General features: G+C 29.2%; 21 protein-coding genes and 2 pseudogenes. 2 read left to right on the forward strand and 21 right to left on the reverse strand.

Features of this window, described 5'->3' with window-relative positions:
* Window positions 1-172: 172 nt before the first annotated feature.
* Window positions 173-1,387, forward strand: a complete 1,215-nt coding sequence (locus ACO6OL_RS02870; RefSeq protein WP_485502057.1) for a Fic family protein — start codon at window positions 173-175, stop codon at window positions 1,385-1,387.
* A 107-nt stretch (window positions 1,388-1,494) separates the two neighbouring features.
* Here the strand turns inward: ACO6OL_RS02870 and ACO6OL_RS02875 are convergent, their stop codons facing one another.
* The 3 genes and pseudogenes from ACO6OL_RS02875 to ACO6OL_RS02885 form a co-directional block, all read right to left on the reverse strand.
* Entirely contained in the window at window positions 1,495-2,526 is a 1,032-nt protein-coding gene (locus tag ACO6OL_RS02875; protein ID WP_485502058.1) for a hypothetical protein, read from the reverse strand.
* Window positions 2,520-3,671: a hypothetical protein gene (locus ACO6OL_RS02880; protein ID WP_485502059.1), complete on the reverse strand. Its 1,152-nt coding sequence runs from the start codon at window positions 3,669-3,671 to the stop codon at window positions 2,520-2,522. The genes ACO6OL_RS02875 and ACO6OL_RS02880 overlap by 7 nt, the downstream gene beginning before the upstream one ends.
* 2,365 nt (window positions 3,672-6,036) lie before the next feature.
* Window positions 6,037-6,188 (reverse strand): annotated as a pseudogene (locus tag ACO6OL_RS02885) (dTDP-4-dehydrorhamnose 3,5-epimerase family protein); the annotation flags it as partial.
* Here ACO6OL_RS02885 and ACO6OL_RS02890 point away from each other — a divergent pair.
* Window positions 6,184-6,522 (forward strand): hypothetical protein, encoded by a 339-nt coding sequence (locus ACO6OL_RS02890; protein ID WP_485502060.1) that lies wholly within the window; start codon window positions 6,184-6,186, stop codon window positions 6,520-6,522. The pseudogene ACO6OL_RS02885 and the gene ACO6OL_RS02890 overlap by 5 nt on opposite strands.
* A 150-nt stretch (window positions 6,523-6,672) precedes the next feature.
* Here the strand turns inward: ACO6OL_RS02890 and ACO6OL_RS02895 are convergent, their stop codons facing one another.
* The 18 genes and pseudogenes from ACO6OL_RS02895 to ACO6OL_RS02980 all read right to left on the reverse strand — a co-directional run bounded on the left by ACO6OL_RS02895 (window position 6,673) and on the right by ACO6OL_RS02980 (window position 23,607).
* Window positions 6,673-8,172, reverse strand: a complete 1,500-nt coding sequence (locus ACO6OL_RS02895) for an SIR2 family protein (protein ID WP_485502061.1) — start codon at window positions 8,170-8,172, stop codon at window positions 6,673-6,675.
* Between the two features lie 475 nt (window positions 8,173-8,647).
* Window positions 8,648-9,529, reverse strand: coding sequence for a hypothetical protein (locus tag ACO6OL_RS02900; RefSeq protein WP_485502062.1), 882 nt, complete (start codon window positions 9,527-9,529; stop codon window positions 8,648-8,650).
* 628 nt (window positions 9,530-10,157) lie between these two features.
* On the reverse strand, window positions 10,158-10,913 hold the full coding sequence (locus ACO6OL_RS02905) for a hypothetical protein (protein WP_485502063.1): 756 nt from the start codon (window positions 10,911-10,913) through the stop codon (window positions 10,158-10,160).
* An 18-nt stretch (window positions 10,914-10,931) separates the two neighbouring features.
* Complete coding sequence (gene rfbD, locus ACO6OL_RS02910; protein ID WP_485502064.1) at window positions 10,932-11,786, reverse strand: dTDP-4-dehydrorhamnose reductase; 855 nt, start codon at window positions 11,784-11,786, stop codon at window positions 10,932-10,934.
* A gap of 145 nt (window positions 11,787-11,931) precedes the next feature.
* Complete coding sequence (gene rfbB / locus ACO6OL_RS02915) at window positions 11,932-12,960, reverse strand: dTDP-glucose 4,6-dehydratase (protein ID WP_485502065.1); 1,029 nt, start codon at window positions 12,958-12,960, stop codon at window positions 11,932-11,934.
* 34 nt (window positions 12,961-12,994) lie between these two features.
* Complete coding sequence (locus ACO6OL_RS02920) at window positions 12,995-13,171, reverse strand: winged helix-turn-helix domain-containing protein (RefSeq protein ID WP_485502104.1); 177 nt, start codon at window positions 13,169-13,171, stop codon at window positions 12,995-12,997.
* 6 nt (window positions 13,172-13,177) lie between these two features.
* The gene (locus tag ACO6OL_RS02925; RefSeq protein WP_485502066.1) at window positions 13,178-14,047 is read right to left on the reverse strand and encodes a hypothetical protein; all 870 of its coding nucleotides are present in this window, start codon (window positions 14,045-14,047) and stop codon (window positions 13,178-13,180) included.
* A 102-nt stretch (window positions 14,048-14,149) separates the two neighbouring features.
* A complete protein-coding gene (locus tag ACO6OL_RS02930; protein WP_485502067.1) occupies window positions 14,150-14,542 on the reverse strand; it encodes an AlbA family DNA-binding domain-containing protein in 393 nt (130 codons plus the stop codon).
* A gap of 143 nt (window positions 14,543-14,685) precedes the next feature.
* The gene (gene rfbC / locus ACO6OL_RS02935) at window positions 14,686-15,258 is read right to left on the reverse strand and encodes a dTDP-4-dehydrorhamnose 3,5-epimerase (RefSeq protein ID WP_485502068.1); all 573 of its coding nucleotides are present in this window, start codon (window positions 15,256-15,258) and stop codon (window positions 14,686-14,688) included.
* A gap of 2 nt (window positions 15,259-15,260) precedes the next feature.
* On the reverse strand, window positions 15,261-16,133 hold the full coding sequence (gene rfbA / locus ACO6OL_RS02940) for a glucose-1-phosphate thymidylyltransferase RfbA (RefSeq protein WP_485502069.1): 873 nt from the start codon (window positions 16,131-16,133) through the stop codon (window positions 15,261-15,263).
* Between the two features lie 65 nt (window positions 16,134-16,198).
* Window positions 16,199-17,608, reverse strand: a complete 1,410-nt coding sequence (locus tag ACO6OL_RS02945; protein ID WP_485502070.1) for an oligosaccharide flippase family protein — start codon at window positions 17,606-17,608, stop codon at window positions 16,199-16,201.
* A 146-nt stretch (window positions 17,609-17,754) separates the two neighbouring features.
* Window positions 17,755-18,783, reverse strand: a complete 1,029-nt coding sequence (locus ACO6OL_RS02950) for an acyltransferase family protein (protein ID WP_485502071.1) — start codon at window positions 18,781-18,783, stop codon at window positions 17,755-17,757.
* Window positions 18,776-19,879 (reverse strand): UDP-galactopyranose mutase, encoded by a 1,104-nt coding sequence (gene glf, locus ACO6OL_RS02955; protein WP_485502072.1) that lies wholly within the window; start codon window positions 19,877-19,879, stop codon window positions 18,776-18,778. Before glf ends, ACO6OL_RS02950 begins: the two co-directional genes overlap by 8 nt.
* Window positions 19,880-19,918: 39 nt before the next feature.
* Complete coding sequence (locus tag ACO6OL_RS02960; protein ID WP_485502073.1) at window positions 19,919-20,980, reverse strand: acyltransferase family protein; 1,062 nt, start codon at window positions 20,978-20,980, stop codon at window positions 19,919-19,921.
* A gap of 1 nt (window position 20,981) precedes the next feature.
* A pseudogene (locus ACO6OL_RS02965) lies at window positions 20,982-21,245 on the reverse strand (NAD(P)-binding protein); the annotation flags it as partial.
* Between the two features lie 15 nt (window positions 21,246-21,260).
* The gene (locus tag ACO6OL_RS02970; protein WP_485502074.1) at window positions 21,261-22,208 is read right to left on the reverse strand and encodes a beta-1,6-N-acetylglucosaminyltransferase; all 948 of its coding nucleotides are present in this window, start codon (window positions 22,206-22,208) and stop codon (window positions 21,261-21,263) included.
* Window positions 22,209-22,687: 479 nt separating this feature from the next.
* On the reverse strand, window positions 22,688-23,497 hold the full coding sequence (locus ACO6OL_RS02975; protein ID WP_485502105.1) for a beta-1,6-N-acetylglucosaminyltransferase: 810 nt from the start codon (window positions 23,495-23,497) through the stop codon (window positions 22,688-22,690).
* Window positions 23,452-23,607, reverse strand: coding sequence for a hypothetical protein (locus ACO6OL_RS02980; protein WP_485502075.1), 156 nt, complete (start codon window positions 23,605-23,607; stop codon window positions 23,452-23,454). The genes ACO6OL_RS02975 and ACO6OL_RS02980 overlap by 46 nt, the downstream gene beginning before the upstream one ends.
* Between the last annotated feature and the right edge of the window lie 66 nt (window positions 23,608-23,673).

The raw sequence follows: 23,673 nt of genomic DNA on the forward strand, positions 1-23,673 counted from the left end.
AATTTTGACTATTTTTTCCATTTTGAACTCCCTTTTTCTTTCCAAAATGGAAATTTTGGCTGTTTTTTTCCATTTTGAACTCTCTTTTTATTCCCAAAATGGAAATTTTGACTATTTTTTCCATTTTGAATATGCTATAATTATTAAAAATAGATTAAAGTAGGTGATTTATATGAATAAGTATTATCCACTAGAAAAATTATTTCATATGAATTTTGATATAGAAAACGAATATAACAATAGAATCCATTCTCCTTCTACTTCTGTTACTTCACTTAGAATCAATCCCTTTATTAAGGGAGTAAGAAAACCAGAAGAGTACCCATTATTTATATACAACTCTGCCGAATTGATCTTAATTCTAGAAAAAATTTATACTAATAGTTCCGAGATTATTGCGAAACAAAGTATGCTTCCAAAAGCTGCACAAGAGAAGTTCTTTAATTTGTTGCTTATCAACGAACTTCAAAGCACTAATGAAATCGAAAGTATTCATAGTTCAAAAAAAGAGATTAGCGAAGCACTTTCTAAAAAAGATAGTGATTCCCCTAACCTTAGACGTTTTGCTGGTATGGCCACATTATATTCTTACCTAGACAAAGAAGTTCAGATACTTGAACCTAAAGATTTCAGAAAAATTTATGATGTTCTCGTTGGAGATGAGGTTTCAAAAGAAGATGTTTTAGATGGAGAATTTTTTAGAAAAGGCAGCGTAAGTGTCTATGCTGGAAATGATATCATTCACCATGGTTTAGCAACTGAAGACGATATTAACAACGGATTGGCTAATTTAATTAGATTTATGAATTATGACAACTTGCCAAAACTATATAAAATCTTTATTGGGCACTACTATTTTGAATACATCCATCCATTTTATGATGGAAATGGTCGTGTAGGCAGATACTTACTCGCCAAATCTCTTACGAGTGTAGTAGATATATTTACGGCAATTACTCTTTCATACAGCATTAATAGAAATAAAAATAAATACTATAAGAGTTTCGAGAAAACATCACACCCTTTAAACAAAGGTGATATGACTCTGTTTGTTAAAGAAAACTTAGAACTTTTAGTTTCAGGTCAAGAACATATATTATCTTTCTTAACAGAAAATATTGAAAAAATGTTTATAGCTGAAAATTATATTAACTATAATATCGATGATGGTAAACTTAAAAATATACTATTCCTACTTCTACAAAGTCGTTTATTTAGTGCTAAAGATGCTTTAATAACTCATGACGAAGTATCTAATGTTTTAGGAATTTCTAAAAGAACCTTAAATAAATATTTAGAAGAAAATGAAGATAAGATTACAGTGATTAAGAAGAATCCAAAAATATATACGCTTAGTGAAGACTTTCTAGCTAAAATATTTGAATAAAAAAATCTAGGAAACTACGAGCCAACTCAATAAAATCAATTTTGAGACACTCATTCTTCCTAGATTTCTTGTTTTTGTATATATATGTCTCGAAAAATAAATCTAGTTTATTCTTCTTTGAACTTCACACCATTATCTTTCAGTTTTTTGATAATACCTACTCCGATACCATCTAGTTTTTTCAGTTCCTTTTCTGTATAACATTCGATAATTTCTTTATTATACAATTCTGCATCGATAATCTTGTTCAATTGTTTTTCCATACCTTTGAAGACAGGATCTTCTTTCATATCTTCTTTAGACACAGACTTACGTCCTTCAACAATCAGGCTTTGTTTTTTCTCTATATCTTCTCTATAGAATTTCTCTAATAATTCGTAATGATATTTATTAGTCAAATATTCTTTAGCAATGCCCACTGAGAATTGCATTTCAAAATATTTTTCCTTATTAGCACCTTTCACATTACCTGGATTTCCTTCTAAATAATCTAGAACTTTATTGAATCCGCCTTTAAAAATATCACCCGTGCACTTATTAAGTTTTTTAAGTTTAGTCATATAATAATGTGCTTCATCAAATCTTTCTTGATTTATGCTAAAGATACTTAACAATAGCAATGTCGCTTCTGAATCTTCATAGTCAAAACAATCAATATGATCCATCAATAAACTTTCTCTATCTAGGCGAACATACATAAGTGTCAAGAGATCTATCACCTCATGGAAATCACTTGGATTCGCCATCAACATAAGTTCATATAGTTTCGCGGCTTCTTCATTCATACCAGCCTTACTATAATATTCAGCCAGAACATCCGCTATTATCATCTGTTCAGCATCTTCATCATTATCTGAGTACATAATATCCTCTTCCAGCTCTACAGCCCTCTCTAGAGCATCTTTATTTTCCTCATGAAGCTCACGTAAGGCACTTATTTTATCAACGACACTCATATTCCCTTCATCTATCGCATCAACAAGATCGCTAAGAGAAGCATCTATCTCATAACCTGAATCAACCAGATTGTAAATACGTTCAAATACCTCGGTAGCCTCTTCCTTACTCGAAAAATGCTTCCCTTCGGTTTTTAAAAACTCTTTAAGCAATATTTCAAATTCTCTATCATGTTTTACCATAAGTCATCCTCCATAAGTTCCATCTGGATATCAAACTCACTATCATCAGCGAACATTACACCGTTTAAATGTAGGTTTCTGATAGTCCCCTTACCTAAACCTTTTATTTTAAGAAATTCTGACTTCGTAATCTTCAAGAAATCTTCTTTTGTTAATAAAAAGTTCTCATGCATAATTTTTAATTCCGTATCTCTAATTGCCATAAACGATCTATCACGTTTCATATCAGCAACTGTAATTTCCTTACGTTCTGCATACTTATCCAGTTCGTTTCCAATTACATATTCACTTTCTCTCACGTGCATAAGGAAGTCGAAATAATACTCTCTATTTATAAAATAATCAAATTTCATAACCGTATTAAGCGCATCTAGATACTTACAATCATCATCTGTACTGAACTCTATCAGTTTAGGATTAGCAATTCTATCTAGTACATCCGAAATGTATTTATTATTTTTTATCAATTTATTATAGAATGCAACTGCCTCTTTCTCCTCACCTTGCATCAAGTGATAGAAAACTTTTGACAATAAAATTACATCATCATTTTTACCACGTTTATTCATAAGTTTATAGTAATGGTTAAGCATTGTGAAATCATTTAATATAAGACTAGCCACGATAAAATTATGATACATCGGCACTAAAACTTCATCAGCCATATCTAAAGCCATATAAAAAGGTTTATATGCATCCCAAACTTTATTGTAAAGCTTATTACCTAAATAAAATTCCGCAAGGTGGTGGCAAACTATTAGATGAAGATAGTTAATCGGAAATAGTTTACCCTCGACATAACCTTCTTCAAAGGTGTATACTTCATCTTTTAGGCGTAGTAATGCTAATTCTATTTCATATTCTGTACAATCTTTACTAACAATTTTCCAGACCCTAGCATCCACATTATACTTAGATAAAGCTATTGCATCTTCAATATAAATCGCGTATTTAGAATCATCAATATTCTCAATAAACTCCGCAAAAAGCCTCATCGATTCTTTAAAATCAGATTCAATCTCTTTAGAAGTAAATCTAATCTTACCATAACCTTGATTAAGTTCAAAGGCTCTAGATGTTTTATTCCTAATTCCTGTATATCCTTTTTTATTAACAGGAAATTTTATAATTTTTTTATTATTCATGTCTGCCCCTCCTTTTATCTTTATAATAAATATACAAAATTTACAGCGATTTTATCAATCCTCTTATATATGAAAATCTTTATAAAATTCACTCTTCCTTCAACTTTATTCTACACCAAATTTCAATATAATACAAACTTAACAATCAGCAAATCGCCAAATGTGAAGAATAAAAAATAATTTATGGTAGTTAACAGAAATAAAAAAAGCCTTATCTCACACTTAACAAGATAAGATTCTTCATAACTTTACTTAATGCACTATAATGATAAAACAAGGAAAATAAATAGTCGTTTTAGCTCACGACGCACACACTTCACTTGTGTGTGAATATTAGTATAAAAAGCCAATTGAACTGAATCTTCAATTGGCTTTCGTGGTGGAATTTGATAGACATCATTCACTTCTTATAGTCTATCCCATGTTTTAGCTATTGACCCAGCGTAAATCATCTTCACTTATGTCTAATATCAATTGATACCTTGCCCGAAAGGAGGTGGTCGAATGGAGATAGACATTACCCAAATTCTTGTTAATTATTATCAGAAATACTAATCCTAATATATAATATTATCCTCTTAATTTATATCAACTTACTTTTAGACACAGCTCATAAATTCCACTCTATACGTGATTTCCACCACTAATCTGATTAAAATCAAAATTAGAGCTTATATTAAAAAGTATTATTACTTCCTATTCACTTGTCTATACTTTATCATATCTTTCTATATCATGTCAAACAATTTTCATTTAAAATCACTGTTCTTTTTTCTTGACAACCACCTTTTTTATTTTCTGTTTACATAATCTTAAAAATGCAATTTTAATCTCAGTATCAATAAAAAAACCTTTTCTAACATGACTTCTAGTGCTATAATAAAGTTAGGCTACTAGCTCCAAAAGGAGGTGGTCGCATGTACGATATAATCGTTCAAATTCTTGTTGGACTATTTGTAGGAATTATTCTCCTATTTATAGAATATTTTTATTTCCTAAATGATAAAAACAACAAGAAAAAGTAGCCCTATTTAGGCACGACGTACATGTTATTCACTCATGTATGAATATCTATTCTCATACTAAGTAATATGTTAATACATATAAAAAAGCAACTGAATGGCGTTTCAGTTGCTTTTCGTGGTCTCATGTGAATATAATCGTCCAATTCACTTATATATATTCTACCACATACCTTTTCTTGTTGTCAATTAATTCGAAGGCATATCCTCTATCCCTTCTCCTATTTACATAATCTTAAAAATCTAACTTTAGTCTTAACATTAATAAGAAAACCTTTTCCTACACGAATTCTAATGCTATAATAAAGATAGGCTACTGCCCCGGAAGGGAGGTGTTGGTATGAATACTAGTATTCTGCAAATTCTTGTTAATATATTATCTGGAGTAATCCTCCTGATAATAGAATATTATTTCCTAAAAGATAACAACAAGAATAAGTAGCCATTTTAGGACACGACGCATACTAGTCACTTTGTATGTGAATATTAAATATTAATATAAAAAGCCAATTGAAATGCGAGTTCAATTGGCTTTCGTGTTGGAATGTACTAGTATTCTGCATTCACTTTCTTATATTCTACCATATACCTTTTCTTGTTGTCAATTAATTCGAAGGCATATCCTCTATCCCTTCTCCTATTTACATAATCTTAAAAATCTAACTTTAGTCTTAACATTAATAAGAAAACCTTTTCTAAAATGATTTCTAGTGCTATAATAAAGGTAGGCTACTGCCCCGGAAGGGAGGTGTTGGTATGAATACTAGCATTTCACAAATTCTTGTGAATCTATTATCCGGAGTTATTCTTCTGATAATAGAATATTATTTCCTAAAAGATAACAACAAGAAAAAGTAGCCATTTTAGGACACGACGCATACTCTTCACTTTGTATGTGAATATTAAATATTAATATAAAAAGCCAATTGAAATAGCACTTCAATTGGCTTTCGTGTTGGAATGTACTAGCATTTCACATTCACTTTCCTATATTCTATCACATACCTTTTCTTGTTGTCAATTAATTCGAAGAATTTCTAACGATATTACAGAAGGGATAAATTTCTTTAAACTATAAATTGCAACACTCACAGAAAGGAACTTATTCACATGAGCAACTCAACGTAGATTTTCATTAAAATGAGAGCGACTCAGAAACCATGATTTTGATTATCTAGCCGCCTCAACAAGGTTAATTAAATATCTAAAAAGCTCTTATGAAGAAAATTTAGATATCAATAAACTATCGTGTCTTTAAGTTCTCGTTTATAACAAGGACTTTAGGAACATCTCCGAAAAAATATTATAACTCCACTTCCCCATGCACAAAATCATTGTTCTTCTCAAATTCTTTGAATGTAGGAAGTTTTTTTATCTTTCTCTGAAATAATCGCTTTTGATAAATCAATCTGCCAATCAATCCCAAGATTTTTATCATCGAATGCAATTCCTGCATCTGCTTCTGCACTATATAATTATCACACTTATACATGAAATTAACATTAGGTGTTAACGTCGCAAAACCATGCGCAAAACCTCTAGGAACTAGAAGTTGGAGTTATACTAAAAAAGCAGACACAAAAATAAACAATATAATAAAAGCAGACACAGAAAGGAAGTGTTTAAAATGGCAAAAAATGTCTACGATGAAGAGTTTAAAAGATCAATTATTAGTCTATATCAAAATGGCAACATCCAAACTTGACCAAGCAAAGACTATAACACTTCTTCAAGCACTATTAGTAAACAAGGGAAGAGTCTTAACTGGATATGGCACAGCGTTTATCGCTATTGACAGATTACTACACCATTCACATGTAATAAAATAGCTGGAAATTCTTATAGACTTAAAGATTATTTCCAAAAATCAGATGAATAAAATGTGCATTTTTACTTTGAGTTTTTTTGACATATTTAGATTGAATTTTACAATTTATACACAAACTAGCTTATTATAATAAATTTTATACTATTATTTATCATTCGCCATTAAAAAATTTATTTTCTTTAATTTTTTTCAATAAATTAGGAATCTCTAAAAAATTATCTATCCAAATAATATTTAACCCTAATTCTGCAAATAAAGATTCTTGTAATGCTTCATATATTTTTTCAAATTTAACTATTTTATCATCTCTTTCAAAATTTTCCTCCTCCTTAAACTCCATTCTTTTTAATATAGTATAATGCTTTGCTCTTTTTTCTATATCCACACTCTTTTGAGCTGAAATTTCTAACAGTCTTCTTAGATTTGGATCTGTCATTGATAATCCGATAAATATACATGTATTATTAATCAAATAATTAAGTTGGATCATATTGGCCCAATTATATGGTTCTAAAAATAATTTATGATACCCTTCTTCAGAAAATACTAATAAAGACTTCTCCAAATCCTTATAGTTTTGTTTATCCTTAGGTAAAAACCCATGTACATGATAAATTCCAACTTCTTCACTATCCGGGATCATCCCTTCTGCATAAATTGAACGATACTTAACTCTTAACCTTTCTAAATTCCTCTCAATTAGATCATCAAAATTATAGTTAATAACTGCTTGGACTCCAACTTTTCCACGTTTTGAAATACATAATTGACAGATTTCATTTATTAAACTAGAGGTAGACTGAGAATTTTCATATAAAATATCACTGACTGTATCAGTAAATCTATTTTCAAATCCACTTCTTATAAATCTGGTTTGTAACAATTGTGATCCGCTATTTTGTTCCATCAATTTCTTTATTATTCTGTCTTTCTTATCAAAAGAAATATTTACACCATTTTCTCTAAATTTCTCTTCAAGTAATGCTACAAATAATTTAGAAATAAGATTATCCCATGTAGAAATTCCGGCATCAAAAGATGCTCCCGCTCCTAGAAATAATACAATATTATCCCTACTGTATTCCTGACTAAGTTGATTAACATATTCATCTCTCTTTTGCTTATAATTAGCACTATCCCTATACAATCCTGTTGTTACAGTATCATTAAGCAATATATTATTTATATTAGTGTATGTTTCAAAAAAGAAACTTTCATTTTTCCTACACATATCAACAACATCATTAATATCCCATATTAATATTTTAAAGTTTAAATGAGCGGTTTCTCTATAAATTTTTTGTTTAGTACGTTCTGAAACTTCAGTAATCAATACTAATAATAACGTATCTATATTATCACTATTTACTAATATTCGCCCTATAATGTCATATATTCTAATTATCTGAGTATTATTTCTATATATTTTTAATTCTACAACTACTTTTCCACTAATAGTATCAAACCCCTCTGGGAGTATTGCATCAAAATTTATTCTATGATTAATATTTTTTGGGAATATAATTTCTTTATCCTGTTTTTTTAAATAGTCTTCAAAAACTGTAAGTATTATTTTCTCTATTGCCATATACGAATATCTAATATTATATTCAGATTTTAATAATTCTAATATACTTTTCTTTATATCCATACTTTAATCTCCATAATAAATTATTAATATTTTAACTTTAAAATAAAATCGTTTTACATGTTTCCCTTATAATTTTTTTATGTAATTATATAACTATATTTTTACGTTTTGATTTATAATATATTAACTTTATTATACTACTTATCAACTTATTTCATAACCTCCAACATTTAACATATTTCACAAAACACCATAATTTAATAGCAAATTCAAACACTATCTAACTAGAATTGTTATTAGAACACTAGAATAAACATAAATTATCGACAAAAAACGAAATCATTTATCTATCCTTAGAAAAAAATAATAAGAAATTATTTCATTATCATTAGTAAAAGAAGATCCTCCCTCTAACATCATTTTCTCGAACAGTCTTCGGTATTTACTCTTTAATATTGGATAAGGAGCTTAATCACATCTATATAGCCTTTAGGGATATTCTTATTGCAGCCACTTTTATAAAGGGATACAAACTTTAATTTGACTCATTAACCTTCTTACTACTACGCAATATTTCTAATTCTTTATTTATTTCTTTTGCCAGATAGTACACCTTCTCATCCATAATCATATCTTGACCATGAACTAAATAATTTCTATATCTTCTAAGAACACTTATTTTTTCAAACAATTTTGTATCTATTTTCCCTTCGTATCGTAATATTTTTAAGTTTTGATACATATTTGTATATTTGCCATCTATTTTTACTGAAGAACTTACAAGATTCGATATACTACTTTCTATACTATTATAAGTTTTCAAAAAATCTTCTAGACTTACTTTGTCACTATCATTTTGTTCAGAAAAATTATCCGTTTTCTCTTCTAGTTTTTCCTCTAACTGTCTCTTCCCAATATAACTTTCTTTTTGAATTTTTTCAGGATCAATAATTTTTTTTACAAACAAAATTATCTCCACTATTGAAAAGAAAGTAAAAACGAGACTGTTGTCAAAAACAAAAATAGAAATAAAGATATTTGTACTTAAACACATATTTATTATGCATAGGAAGATACTCACACAGGTTAAACTCCCAGTAAAAAGAATTTTTAATTTATAGTTAGCTTTCAAATCAGCTACTATATCAATTAATGATTCGTCTTCTTCAACATCATTTTTTAATTTTCCATCAAGAAAAATATATCCAGTTATAGATAATCCAAATAAAGTAGCTACCACTTGAGATAAAGTAGAGGAAACATATAATACTCTGTTTTCATTAAGTATTATTAACGAATTAACACTAAAACAACTAATAAGACCTTCGATAATTACAAAAAATATAACGAATATACAAATATTTTTATTCTTTAATATTGAAAATAAATTACTTCTACTCAAAATATCACCACTCATATTATTCCCTCAAAACAAAACTATAATCGACATTAGTTATATTATCTTTTATTATCACAATAATTTTATTTTTTATCATATATTAATCGCCCCTCCATTGCAGTTACTTTATTTACCTGTATTTAATAATTATAGCAAAATAGTTTTTAATATACAATAAATTCATTAAATAATTATGATCTATTAAGATTAAATTTAAATTATTAGGTTGTATACTAAATTCAGGACATGGAAAAAATTCCAGCCCCGGATTTAGTATACAACCTTTAATTATGTCTAGATTATTTGTTTCTGAATATAAAAATAATATTAAATTTAAAGAAAATAAGAAAAAATCTAAGCAACAAAATGCTGCCTAGATTTCTAGATTGATTTTTTCCTATGCCACAGACTGAACAAAGAACTTTTTTCTTAGAGCTTGACCTACTCTTATTTTATCAAAGAAGGATGTTTTTTCAATTCTTTAACTATTATCTCGCACCCACATAGCAGGTATTTTTTTATTTCGGAGACTTTGCCTCCTCAGTTGGCTAAATCCATTAACTGGAACTTAAGTTGAGAATAAATGATATTTATCTAACTTTATTACGTTATTTAAAAAATTTTTCACTATCATCTATTCTCAACTCTAAGCAACTGAAATATCCCAGTGCATAAAATCTTCAATCGGCACTTCACTATTTACTGTCTTTACAGTACTCATCAAATAACTCGGAATAATTTCACTTTCTAATATCGTTTTATCATTTAGCATGGTTATAAACTCTTTTAAACTGACAAAATGGATGATTTTTATTCTTCCGTTACTCTTATCCAAAACATTCAAATACTCATCTTTAGAGATTTCAAAATTAAAATGCTGATTTTTATGATTATATACAGCAAGAACTATTTTTTTATCTTTGCTGTCATTTCCTCTATAAGCAGAAAAATATTTATCTATAATAGCTTCTACAACACGAGGGAAACAACTAATTTTAGAAGATATTATACCATCTGATAACGCCATCATAAGCATACTCTTTATCCTATCTTCATGCTTGTCCAATATTCTTATTGCATTTTTTATTTCTTTGCTAGTTTTCTCATCTAAATTCTTGTCACTAAGTCCCTTTTCTATTTCCTTAGACCACTCACATTCCACAAATAACTCTCCTCCTTTATTTATCTTATCACTCCAATCATTAAAATCTATTTTTGTACTTTTTTCATAATTTATAGAAAATCGTTTTTCTGCTCGATCAGCAATAAAAATATATATATTATTCCTTTTTAATTTTCTTTTTTCTACATATTTATTAAAATATTTTTTCACACGAAATAGCACAGCAATAATTTCTTTAATAATGGTTATCAACTCGGCTAAATAAGAAATATATTTCATAATATCCACCTCCTATAATTAACTTTCATATATATTATTAAAAATTTTATTTTTAAACTCTCCCAACGCTTCTTGCCATGTCGGAATTTTAAATCCTGTTTTCTTTGTTTTTTCTAAACTCATAATCGAATATTTTGGTCTATTTGCTTTTTGTGGAAAATCCTTAGATTCAATCGGCACTACTTCTATCTCTTCATCTTTTAGAATTTCCTTCGCAAATTCATACCATGAACAGCTATTATCATTTGATAAATGATATGTTCCGTATTCTACATTATTTTCTACTGAATATACCATGAATTCTGCCAATGTTTTTGTCCATGTTGGTCTTCCGAATTGGTCCGCTACAATTGTTAATCTATCACGATCTTTAGCTAATCTTTGCATTGTATATACAAAGTTATTTCCATATTCTCCGAATACCCATGATGTACGAATTATATAATATTTTTCTAATAATTCTCGTACTGCATTTTCACCTTCCAATTTTGCTCGACCATATTCATTTTGTGGATTAGTTTTATCTTCTGGTAAATATTCTGTTTTAGAAGTCCCATCAAAAACATAATCAGTACTAATATACACAAAAGTAGCCCCGCATTCTTTTGCTGCTAAAGCAAGATTACGCGTTCCTTCTGCATTTACTTTGTGATTATCTTCACGACCAACATCTTCAGCATTATCGACAGCTGTATACGCTGCACAGTGATAGATTACACTAGGATTTAATTCCTTAACATATCTGATAACTAAATCTTTATCTGTTATGTCTAATTCTTTTGTTGTCGTAGCTACATAAGAAATATCTCTTGAATCTAAAAGGTTTCTTAATTCACTACCTAGTTGTCCATTACTACCTGTAATTAATATCATTATATTACCTCCTAATAAAAAGGGAGTGACTCAAAATCGTGATTTTGGAGAAATCGATTTTGTCAAGTCACCCCCGCAAAGTTTATGAACCCTCATATAGATTTTTTAATCTAGGACTATTACTTTCGGGTCAACCCCTTTTTTATTACTGTCCATTTTTAGCATAATTAGCTTCTACTGCTTCTTTTTGTTCTTTCCACCAAGATTCGTTTTCTTCATACCAACGGATAGTATCAGCTAGTCCCTGACGGAAGTTTGTGAACTGCGGCTTCCATCCTAATTCATCGCGTAATTTAGATGCATCTATCGCATAACGCAGGTCATGTCCTGCTCGATCATTCACATGCTCATATGCATTCTTATCTTTACCCATTAGCTCTAAAATTAATTCAATAACAGTTTTGTTATCCTCTTCTCCATTAGCTCCGATTAAGTAAGTTTCCCCAATTTTACCTTTTGTTAAGATAGTCCAAACTGCTGATGAGTGATCTTCTGTGTGAATCCAATCTCTCACATTCTTTCCTTCACCATATAGTTTTGGTGTTATTCCTGACAAAACATTAGTTATTTGTCTAGGGATAAATTTTTCAATATGTTGATATGGTCCGTAGTTATTTGAACAGTTAGAAATAGTTGCCTTAAGTCCAAAAGATCGCACCCACGCTTTTACTAGTAGATCTGAACCTGCTTTTGTTGATGAGTATGGGCTTGATGGATTATAAGGTGTTTCAGCTGTAAACTTCTCTCCAACTCCTTCACCTTTTCCTGGTAAATCTTCACGTAATGGAAGATCTCCGTATACCTCATCTGTAGATACGTGGTGATATCTAACATCATACTTACGACACGCTTCGATTAAAGCATATGTTCCAATGATATTCGTATGTAAAAATGGATACGGATCTTTTAGGGAATTGTCGTTATGAGACTCTGCTGCATAGTGTACTACTGCATCAGTCTTACTAACTAATTTATCTACTAATTCAGCATCTGAAATATCTCCAACTACTAATTCAAATCTATCTTCTGGAAGCCCAGCAAGATTCTCTCTATTTCCCGCATAAGTCAATTTATCCAGAACAGTCACATGAATATCTGGATGATTATTTATAACATAATGTACAAAGTTAGAACCGATAAATCCAGCTCCACCTGTTACTATAATATTCTTCATTTTTTCTTGTTAACTCCTACTTAATTTTATCTTTCTACTTCTCTATACTTTTAATGATCCATTCTCCTGCTTTTGTTGACCCCTTACGTTCTAATATACCCTCTTTTTTATACTTACTTACATGATATTTAGCTCCATCATAAGTTAATCCCAATTCAACAGCTAATTCTTTTATAGTAATCCGTGGATGCCTTCTAATTATCTCTAGAATTCTACCTTACTGGGTAGTTTCTTGGGTAGTTTCTTGGGTAGTTTTATGAATCTCATTTTTATTATTATCTTGAACTGTTTCTATGAACCCTTCATTAATTTTTATTATTACATTTGTATAGTCATCATCTTTATTATCTAATACATATTCCAAAGAAGGTGATGCATTTGCTCTCAGCGCTTCTTTGGCGCGTCTTACCCCCGAACCATAAGACTCTATTAAATTCAAGGAATAGAACATATCTTTTAATTCACCACTAATATACTGCCTATTATCAAAACTATCCTTAGAATTTAAGGAATCTATAGTCACAGGTGGCAATGGGCGATTATGATTAATAATCGAAATATAATTTTTATAAATATATACACCTATATATTCTTGTGATTCATAATCTTTGTGAACTATTGCATTTATTAGTAGTTCTTCAAATGTGGCAAGTGGATAATTATATTTGATATTATGCTCAATTTCACCTTCTTTCCTAATTGTATGTGATCGCATAACCTCATCTTTAAAATAGTTTATCACGTTTTTTGCCTGCTTCCAAATTGGTCCTGTAAAATCCTTAACTTCCATTTCATCTGTTTTAGAAACTTCTCTTATCACTTTAACAAATGCCCCAGGAATAAATTTCCTAGGTTCATCACAAAACATAAGTACAGCAAAATTCTTAACTCTAGATTTCCCTAATTCAGTCTTACTAATCAAATCTAAACTTTTAGCCATTTCAAGTTTTTTTTGTTCTTTTATATCTTGTTTTGATTCTGTTTCAATAAGGTATTCTCTCATATATTCATAATTTAAATCATCTAGAGTTGCAGTATTATTTAATGAACTCGAAAATAATTTCCCAGTAAATTTTTTTAATAACACTAATTCTTGTGACGGAGATGGTAAAACACTGTCTCTATTATCCCTTATATACCTACCAGGTTTCAGATTAATCCCCTTAGTACTCTCAGCTTTATCACTGGTTTAATAGGGTCCATTAGTACCAGGTTCTACAGCGATTATTAGATACTTAATACCTTGATATTCATTTACTATAATTTGATAACATATTTTTGGATGTATATTCGCTAATAAGTTCCTCAATTGATTTTCTGTTGTTTCTATCACAGACTCTTCTATTCCACAAATTGGAATTTTCGGAATAGCCTTTATCCCCTTCTCGATATCGTTTTCTTCCTCTACTCCAATGAATATTAAACCTATTTCCGATTCCATATAATTATTGGCAAATGCACATGCGGTTTTTAAAATTTTATCTTTAAAACTAGCAGATTTTTTATATTCTATATATTCATTCTCTATTTTCTTTGATTGCAAAATTTCATTCGCAAGCTCCTTAATATCTTCTATTTTCATAATATTTTCTCACCTTTATATAATATAAATATACACTCTAATCTTATCAAATTATTCTTTAATATACTTCAACTTTGAATCTTTAAAATAACATATACAACTACTTTCTCATCAATGATGAGTTATGAGCTCCTACTCAGTTATTATATCTCTCCATATACGAAATCATTATTTGCTTCATATTCTTTAAATGTAGGATGTTTAGCATCTTTTTCTGATGTAATAGCTTTTGATAGATCAATCTGCCAGTCAATTCCAAGCTCTTTATCATCGAATGCAATTCCTGCATCTGCCTCTGCATTATAATAATTATCACACTTATACATGAAGTTAACATTAGGTGTTAAAGTCGCAAAACCATGAGCAAATCCTCTAGGAACTAAAAGTTGTCTTCTATTATGTTCTGAAAGGATAAAACTTTCCCACTGACCATATGTAGGACTGCCTTTTCTCATGTCGACAATAACATCAAGCACTGCTCCAGTCACCACACGAATAAGCTTTGTTTGCGCAGCACTTCCTCTTTGGAAATGTAAACCACGAACAACACCAGCTTCAACTGATAATGAATGATTGTCTTGAACAAAGTTAAAATCTATACCTAGTTTTTTATACTTCTCTTCTGAATAACTCTCCGTGAAAAATCCGCGGTGATCACCAAAAACATCTGGCTCTATTGTTTTTACATCTTTTAATTTCGCTTCTATTACTCTCATTATTATAACTCCTGTTCAGCTATACGTAACATATATTGTCCGTAATTATTTTTCTTCAACGGTTGTGCTAACTTAATCAATTGTTCTCTATCAATGTATCCCATACGATATGCTATTTCTTCTAGACATGCAACTTTAAGATTCTGACGTTTTTCTATTGTTTCAATAAAATTACTTGCTTCTAGTAATGATTCATGTGTTCCTGAATCTAACCAAGCATATCCTCGTCCTAAAAGCTCTACATTTAATTCACCTTTTTCTAAATATGCTTTATTCACATCTGTTATTTCTAACTCACCTCTTGGAGATGGCTTAATATTCTTAGCTATATCTACTACTTTGTTATCATAAAAATATAAACCAGTTACTGCATAATTAGATTTAGGTTTTTCTGGTTTTTCTTCGATTGACACAGCCTTCATTTCCTTGTCAAACTCAACAACTCCAAATCTCTCTGGATCATGAACATGGTATCCAAATACTGTAGCACCTCTTGGACGACTAGCAGCACGTTGAAGCATCTTACTAAGTCCACCACCATAGTATATATTATCTCCAAGAATTAAGCATACAGAATCATCACCGATAAATTCTTCTCCAATAATAAACGCCTGCGCCAATCCATCTGGACTTTCTTGAACTTTGTATTCAATATTTAACCCTAACTCATTACCATTTCCAAACAACTCCTCAAAACGTGGGGTATCAGTTGGTGTAGATATTATCAAGATATCCTTAATTCCCGCAAGCATTAAGATAGACATCGGATAATAAATCATTGGTTTATCATATATTGGCATCAATTGTTTTGATACCGCCTTTGTAAGAGGATATAAGCGTGTTCCACTTCCTCCTGCTAAAATTATTCCTTTCATAAAAATCACATTCTTATTTTAGAATAGTTTATTTTTCTTAATTATATCTTTCTTATCTTTATATATTATTTCAAAAGCATCCTAATTTCTTTAATTTTTATGGTTCTTAATACAACATTCATTATAACATACGTAATACCGCCGACTCCAATATAAATTAACAGTCCAACTACTCCTTCTAATCCTAACATATATTTACATAGCATAATAGCTATGAACATTAGAGAAGATACACTAATAATTTTTATTAAATCAATATTAAATAATAGATTCTTATTAATAATATTACGACTATAATACCATTGAATAGCAAATACAAGAATTTCTACTACTACAGATGTTAGACTCGTTCCAATATATCCAAAAAGTGGAATAACTGCAATATTAACGATTACACTGACAAAGGCAGGTATCGTTGTTGACAACATAAATTCTTTATTTTTATTTCTAGCCACTAATACTTGATATCCAAGAATATTCGTCCACCCAATGAACATAATGTTAAACACTACAATATACAAGACATACTTAACATCCTGAAAGTTTTCTCCTAAGAATAGTTTAACAAACACTTCATTAACCGCAATTAATCCAAAAATCATTGGGAAAATTATCATATTATACAAAATGAATGAAAATCTCACCATATTTTGTGCTTCTTTTTCTTTTTTTTCAGAAAGAAGATTCGCTACTCTAGGCAACATAACAGCACCTAACGAACTAACCACGGTAATAAGTATACTCGTTAACCTCTGCCCTTGTTCGTAAATCCCAACATCCGAATACGATCCTAAAATACCTAATAACGTTTTGTCTAACACTGCATAAAGCGATATTGCCACCTGTGGTAAAAATAGAAGTACAATAGGATGTAGGTTTTTCTTCATTATTTTCGTATTAAATGAAGGACGGTTTATGAATTTTTTCGCTGGTACCCACATTACAAATTGCCCTAGAAAATCGAATATGACAATTAAAAATACATAAAGATATAAATCTTCACTGCTTTTAACAAAGGTAAAAATACTAATTACCCCAGATAATTTTACAACAGTATTTCTAAGTGTTATTTTCTTAAAATCTTCTTTTCCTGCGAATAACCATGAAATGTCAATCATTTTTGAAAATAGAACAACACCTAATATTATCGGTATTATTCCACTCATACTTGGAATGCTAATAACCGCTATCACATACGCAATAAGTGCAAGCAAACTTGCAATAAGTTGAATTGCATAAATATTCCAAAATGTGCTACTAACATCACTTGCAGCAGCGATTTGCTTCGTACCATAAACCGCAACTCCCAACATGGCAAATAAAGAAAAGTAATTTACAATAGAACTGTAAAATACATAATTACCTAAATCTTCACTAGTAAAAATTCTTGTAACATATGGAACTGTAATTATAGGCAGAATTATCGTTAAAATTTGATACGAAAGATTATATAAATAATTTTTTATTACTTTCATTATATCTCCTCAGCAATTATAAAATCTCAAAATAAAAGATTTCTAATTTTTTGATATTAATTTTAGCATGAAATCAGAAACTCTATTCCTATCTATTATTATCAGTATACAACTATACCTTAATCACATTAGATTCGAAATTTTCATTATCTAAAATTAATGTATTTTTGTGGTATTAATACAATATTGATATACGGAATTTTTTTAAGAATATTAGTAGCTACTATCGATAAAAACCAACCTAGTACTAATCCACAGATTATATGTATATATACTGATGTGATTCCTGCTTTTAACATAATTATTCTTAACATACTACAAATCGGAGCATGTAATATGTATATTCCTAAACTATCCTTACCGTATTTAGAAAAATAGTTAAAGAACTTTGGAAACACCTTCTCAACTCTAGGATATATTACAAACGCTAGCCCTACACTCACTATAAATGCAATAGCCCAAAACTGTGGTGTATCATACGTTACATACATTTTCTTCACATTTGGTCTGTAATAAATCGACCAACATATCATATAAATTATATCGAAAATTATAGCTCCAGCAACCACTAACTTAATATTTAATTTGCTTAAATCTACTGAACGAAGTACTGCTCCTAACATGAAGAACATTCCCCATACTAGTATTTTTTGAACTATGTAGATATCGGAATTCATTAATAAGGCAATTACAAAACCTACTCCACTAATCATAAATAATGTTTCTCTTCTTTTTATATAAACAGATAACAATCCATATACCATTGATATAATCCATAAAGTATATAAATACCAAGATACTCCAAGAGGAGTCTTATATATATCAATTAAATTATGTATTGTTGTTGGAACTCTTACTGATGCTCCCGCTGCTTTTTGCAGAATAAAATGAATTATAGAGTAGAAGATATAAGGTAAACCTAATATTATAGTTCTCTTTAATGCATAATTTTTAAAACTCTTTAAGTCTTCTACAGATTTAAAGAAAAAACCTGACAAAGCAAAAAATACCGGTATATGAAAAATATATATCTGAGTAATAATAACCATCAATTTCTCAGAATAATTTATGAATTTTCCTGATTCATATAACCCTAAAAATACATGACCTAATAGGACTAAAAAAATTGTGAATCCCTTTCCAAAATCTATCCAGTTTATTCTATTTTTAGTCATTATTATCTAATTCCTCTCTTACTACATTAAGAGCTCTTTCAATTACTACGTGCATATCATAATATTTATAATCTGCAAGTCGACCACAGAAGATAACATCTTTACCTTTTGCTTCTTCTAAATATTTTTGATACATTTCATTGTTTTTAGCGTCATTAATTGGATAATATGGTTCATCCCCACGTTTCCAATCTACTGAGTACTCACGCGTAATAACTGTTTTTTCTTGAGTACCTTTTTCGAAGTGTTTGTGCTCGATAATACGAGTGTAAGGGACTTCACGCTCTGTATAGTTCACTACAGCGTTACCTTGATAGTTCTCTTCATCTAGTACTTCATGTTCAAAGCGAAGACTTCTATATTCTAATTCTCCGTGTTTGTAATCGAAGTATTGATCGATCATCCCTGTAAATACAACTTTTTTCGCACTTGCTTCTAACTCGTCACGATTCTCAAAGAAATCTACATTTAGTTCTACTTCGATTCCTTTTAACATGTTTTCAATAATAACATTATATCCACCGATTGGAATACCTTGGTATCTATCGTTGAAGTAGTTGTTATCGAATGTGAAGCGTACTGGAAGACGTTTAATAATAAACGGTGGTAGTTCTGTAGCACTACGTCCCCATTGTTTTTCTGTATAACCTTTAATTAAAGTTTCATATACATCAGTACCAATAAGCTTGATAGCTTGTTCTTCTAGGTTTTTAGGTTCACTATCTTGCAGATGAGCTGTTTGTTCAGCGATTTTCGCTTTTACTTCTGCAGGAGTCTTAGTTCCCCATAAACCGTAGAAAGTATTCATATTGAAAGGTAGATTGTATAACTTACCTTTGTAGTTTGCTACTGGCGAGTTAATATAGTTGTTAAACTCAGCAAACTGATTCACATAATCCCAAACTTCTTTATTAGAAGTATGGAAGATATGAGCACCATATTTGTGAACGTTGATTCCTTCAACGTTCTCACAATAAATGTTCCCACCGATGTGGTCACGTTTATCTATTACTTTTACTTTTTTTCCTTGTTTTGTTGCTTCATGAGCAAAGATCGCACCTGACAATCCAGCTCCTACTATTAAATAATCGTACATGTGTTCCTCCTGATTATCATTTCTTGTAAAATTCTATCTCTAATTTACTAACCAGTTATAATTTTTAAATACTTTTTTAAATATTATTGTTATCAGCAATCCACCAAATAATGTAACAACAAATCGTATTATAACTAAACTCACTACACCTATTGGTGAAAACATAAAATCTCCTCCGAATAAGTAAATGACATGTAATATAAAATAATTAAGTGTGTCTGAAAAAATATAAATTCCTAATCCATTCATAACTATTAACTTACAAAATTTGCTATTCTCTATTGTAGTATACTTAGACATTAAAAAAGATATATTATAAACAAATAAAGATCCTAATATCGCAAGAATATCTAGTAAGAACTTACTTATTAATCTATATTCACCTTTAATACTGGTGTATACTAACACGATTGTAATGAATGAAAAACCCAATAAAATAGTAATCCAATTATTTTTTAATACTCTATCATTCCATTTCTCTCTCTTTGATTCAAATAGAAACCCTATTGAAAACCAGAAAAAATACTGCAATGGCGCACCGATTAATGTAAGCGTGAGTTTAAAACTTATTAAATGTATAAAATATAATATTGAATAAGTAAATATATTCGTCCCTCTTCTTAAAATATAATACGCTAATAAAAATATAATAAATAATGCATATAAATACCATAAGTGCGAGTTTCCTAATAAAAACACCTGTCCACTGATAGCCCTAATTAAAGTGATATTCTCAAAATAATTTGAAAAATACTTTAATGGTAGTGTATATAAAGCACTAAATATAATGAATGGTATCAATAGTCTCTTTACCTTGTTCTTATATAACATATTAAAACTAGTCCACTTACTATTTTTCACTTGTAAATAATAAAATGTTCCCGATAATGCCATAAACATTGGCATATGGAAGTAATAAAGAACTTCTCGAATCTTATCAAAACCCGTATATAATAACAAAGAAAAATTATTGTTTATTAAAACTTGATAGTCAATACCCCCATAATTAGATATTATCTTATAGTATGTACTATGACTTAAAACAACCAAGATAATGGCGAAAAATTTCAAAATATTATATTCTTCTATTGATTTCTTCATTTAACTCTCCTATGTAATTTACTACTGGTGAATTAATATAATTATTAAACTCATCAAACTGATTCACATAATCCCAAACTTTTTTATTAGAAGTATGTAAGATATGCGCACCATATTTATGAACATTAATTCCTTCAACATTCTCACAATAAGTGTTTCCATAATTGTAGTCACGTTTATCTATTACTTTTTCCCCTTGTTTTGTTGATTCGTGAGCAAAGATTGCACCTAACAATCCAGCTCCTACTATTAAATAATCGTACATCATTCCCTCCTGATTTTATTTATTTTTATTCTCATATATTATTTCTAATATTTTTTCTTTCAATTCAGGATATTTTTCTAAGTCAAATTTTCTTGAAAATAAATGTCCCTGCTTCTTACCATACTTAAGTTGTTCAATATCTTTTTCTGAATCTGTCCAAGTATATGGACTTCCATCCCACCAATTAATATAACGCAGGTTCCCTTGAAAATCTGTTGGTTGATCATTTGTTGGTTTTAATGAATATACACTCTTCAATAAATTATTTTTTTCTAATATTGTTGGAATAAACAATTCATCATTAACTATTGTTTGTTTAAAAACTTTTTCTATAAATTTTCGTTCTTTCACTAATACTTGAACTGCTTTATTATTTAACGAACACCAGTTTGAAGCATATTTTAAATCTAAATTAAATTTTCTAAAAACGTCAACTTTTAGTCTTCTCTGAATACCAATTTCAAATTTTCTATAAATACTTACTATCTTTCTAAGGATTTTGTTCTTAGCACTTTTACTAGATAAGTAAGGTACTAAATATTTAAAAGATACCCTTTCATAAACTCTATTCCTAAAAAACAATTCATCTGAAATCATAGTTAAATAGTTATACTCTTTTCTTTCATCAAAAAATCTATATATATTTTCCGCAGTATCTATAGGTAAGTCTACCCCGGACAACAAATGATACATACTATACTTACCTCTTTTTGCAGCAGTTTCAAATAATTCTAACTCTGCTTCTACTTGAGAATAACAACCCCAATAAATAGGTACTTCTTTTGTGTAATATACTGTAGACTTTTTTACACCACTTTCTACTTGCCTCTTTTCATCTTCAGTAACTTTAGATTTCTTATCAAATAAAATATAAATATCATGTTTTTCATAATCTAATAAAGATACTAAAAATTTTAATTGTTCTATTTTGTTGTGTGCAATAATTAAATATGCTTGTTTCATATCTTTTTCTCACTTTTTATCTTCTATTTTTAGCTTACTCTAATTCTTCGTAAATATACATATACACAGATTGCAATTAACTATCCAGCTCCTACAACTAATTAATTTCGCTTGATTATTATCTTTATACTTTTTCTCTTAATAGTATCCTGACTAATCCCATTAAAACTAAACATACTATATCCAATAGGCAAATAACAAGTCTAATAATACAGTAATCTGCCTATTTTTTAATACTACACTAATATATTTTCTCCCTTTAATTTAAATAGAAATCTTAATACAAACCCAAAAAAGACTACAATGAATATCCAGTAAACGAAAAAGTAATTTTTAAGCTTACTAACTATACATAGTATAAAGTAAATATATTACTCTCTATTTTTATAATATAATTCATTTATCATTCTAGATTCATACCTTAATTCCCTAAACTTGCTTGTCGGTATCTATTTAACAATATCCGCACCACTATATTCTTAATTCTGAATAATATCCATTATTTTTTCTCTCATCTCAGGATATTTGTCTAAATCAAATTTTCTAGAGAATAAATGTCCCTGCTTTTTACCATATTTAAGTTGTTCAATATCTTTATCAGAATCTGTCCAAGTATGCGGGCTACCATCCCACCAATTTATATAACGAAGATTTCCTTGAAAATCGTCTGTTGAATCATAGTGGTATAAATTAGAGAAATTATTAAATGTAGCTAATGTAGTATGTATCACTAATTCATCTACCAAATATCCTTGTTTAAAAGTTTTTTCAATAAATTCTTTTTCTTTTACTATAGTATTCACAGAACTATGATTTAAAGAACACCAGTTCGATCCATATGAGATTGTAATATTTTTAACTCTATTTATTCGAACAATCTTTTGAAACACTTTTTCTAATTTTCTATACAATATAAATATAGCTTTCAGCATCTTACTTTTTGTATTCTTAATATTAATTAACTTAGTATTTAAATAATAGTACTTGATTCGTTCATCTGCTTTCGCTCTAGCGAATACATCTTTAGGTGATATATTTATGAAACTATAACTTTTATTTTCATCAAAAAAATTATAAATATTTTCTGCGGTATCTAGAGGTAAATCTACCCCCGATAACAAATGATACATACTATACTTACCTCTTTTTGCAGCAGTTTCAAATAATTCTAACTCCGCTTCAACTAGAGAATAGTCCCCCCAATAAATAGGAATTTCTTTCGTAAAAAATACAGCCGACTTCTTTACACTCTTCTCAACCTGTTTTTTTCTTCTTTGGTAATTTTTGATTTTTTATCAAACAAAATGAAAATATCATGTTTTTCATAATCTAATAAAGATACTAGAAATTTTAATTGTTCTATTTTGTTATGTGCTATTATTAAATATGCTTGTTTCATAACCTCTCTCTTTCTTAATCAATTTTATATTAATTAGTAACAATTTAAATATTCAATTACTTATCC

The sequence above is a fragment of the Gemella sp. genome (genome assembly GCF_057272915.1).

Bases quoted from the DNA above. Each gene is read 5' to 3' on its own strand.
- ACO6OL_RS02870 (WP_485502057.1), top strand. From the start codon at position 173: ATGAATAAGTATTATCCACTAGAAAAATTATTTCATATGAATTTTGAT.
- ACO6OL_RS02875 (WP_485502058.1), bottom strand. From the start codon at position 2,526: ATGGTAAAACATGATAGAGAATTTGAAATATTGCTTAAAGAGTTTTTA.
- ACO6OL_RS02880 (WP_485502059.1), bottom strand. From the start codon at position 3,671: ATGAATAATAAAAAAATTATAAAATTTCCTGTTAATAAAAAAGGATAT.
- ACO6OL_RS02890 (WP_485502060.1), top strand. From the start codon at position 6,184: ATGAAATTAACATTAGGTGTTAACGTCGCAAAACCATGCGCAAAACCT.
- ACO6OL_RS02895 (WP_485502061.1), bottom strand. From the start codon at position 8,172: ATGGATATAAAGAAAAGTATATTAGAATTATTAAAATCTGAATATAAT.
- ACO6OL_RS02900 (WP_485502062.1), bottom strand. From the start codon at position 9,529: ATGAGTGGTGATATTTTGAGTAGAAGTAATTTATTTTCAATATTAAAG.
- ACO6OL_RS02905 (WP_485502063.1), bottom strand. From the start codon at position 10,913: ATGAAATATATTTCTTATTTAGCCGAGTTGATAACCATTATTAAAGAA.
- rfbD (WP_485502064.1), bottom strand. From the start codon at position 11,786: ATGATATTAATTACAGGTAGTAATGGACAACTAGGTAGTGAATTAAGA.
- rfbB (WP_485502065.1), bottom strand. From the start codon at position 12,960: ATGAAGAATATTATAGTAACAGGTGGAGCTGGATTTATCGGTTCTAAC.
- ACO6OL_RS02930 (WP_485502067.1), bottom strand. From the start codon at position 14,542: ATGAAAATAGAAGATATTAAGGAGCTTGCGAATGAAATTTTGCAATCA.
- rfbC (WP_485502068.1), bottom strand. From the start codon at position 15,258: ATGAGAGTAATAGAAGCGAAATTAAAAGATGTAAAAACAATAGAGCCA.
- rfbA (WP_485502069.1), bottom strand. From the start codon at position 16,133: ATGAAAGGAATAATTTTAGCAGGAGGAAGTGGAACACGCTTATATCCT.
- ACO6OL_RS02945 (WP_485502070.1), bottom strand. From the start codon at position 17,608: ATGAAAGTAATAAAAAATTATTTATATAATCTTTCGTATCAAATTTTA.
- ACO6OL_RS02950 (WP_485502071.1), bottom strand. From the start codon at position 18,783: ATGACTAAAAATAGAATAAACTGGATAGATTTTGGAAAGGGATTCACA.
- glf (WP_485502072.1), bottom strand. From the start codon at position 19,879: ATGTACGATTATTTAATAGTAGGAGCTGGATTGTCAGGTGCGATCTTT.
- ACO6OL_RS02960 (WP_485502073.1), bottom strand. From the start codon at position 20,980: ATGAAGAAATCAATAGAAGAATATAATATTTTGAAATTTTTCGCCATT.
- ACO6OL_RS02970 (WP_485502074.1), bottom strand. From the start codon at position 22,208: ATGAAACAAGCATATTTAATTATTGCACACAACAAAATAGAACAATTA.
- ACO6OL_RS02980 (WP_485502075.1), bottom strand. From the start codon at position 23,607: ATGAAACAAGCATATTTAATAATAGCACATAACAAAATAGAACAATTA.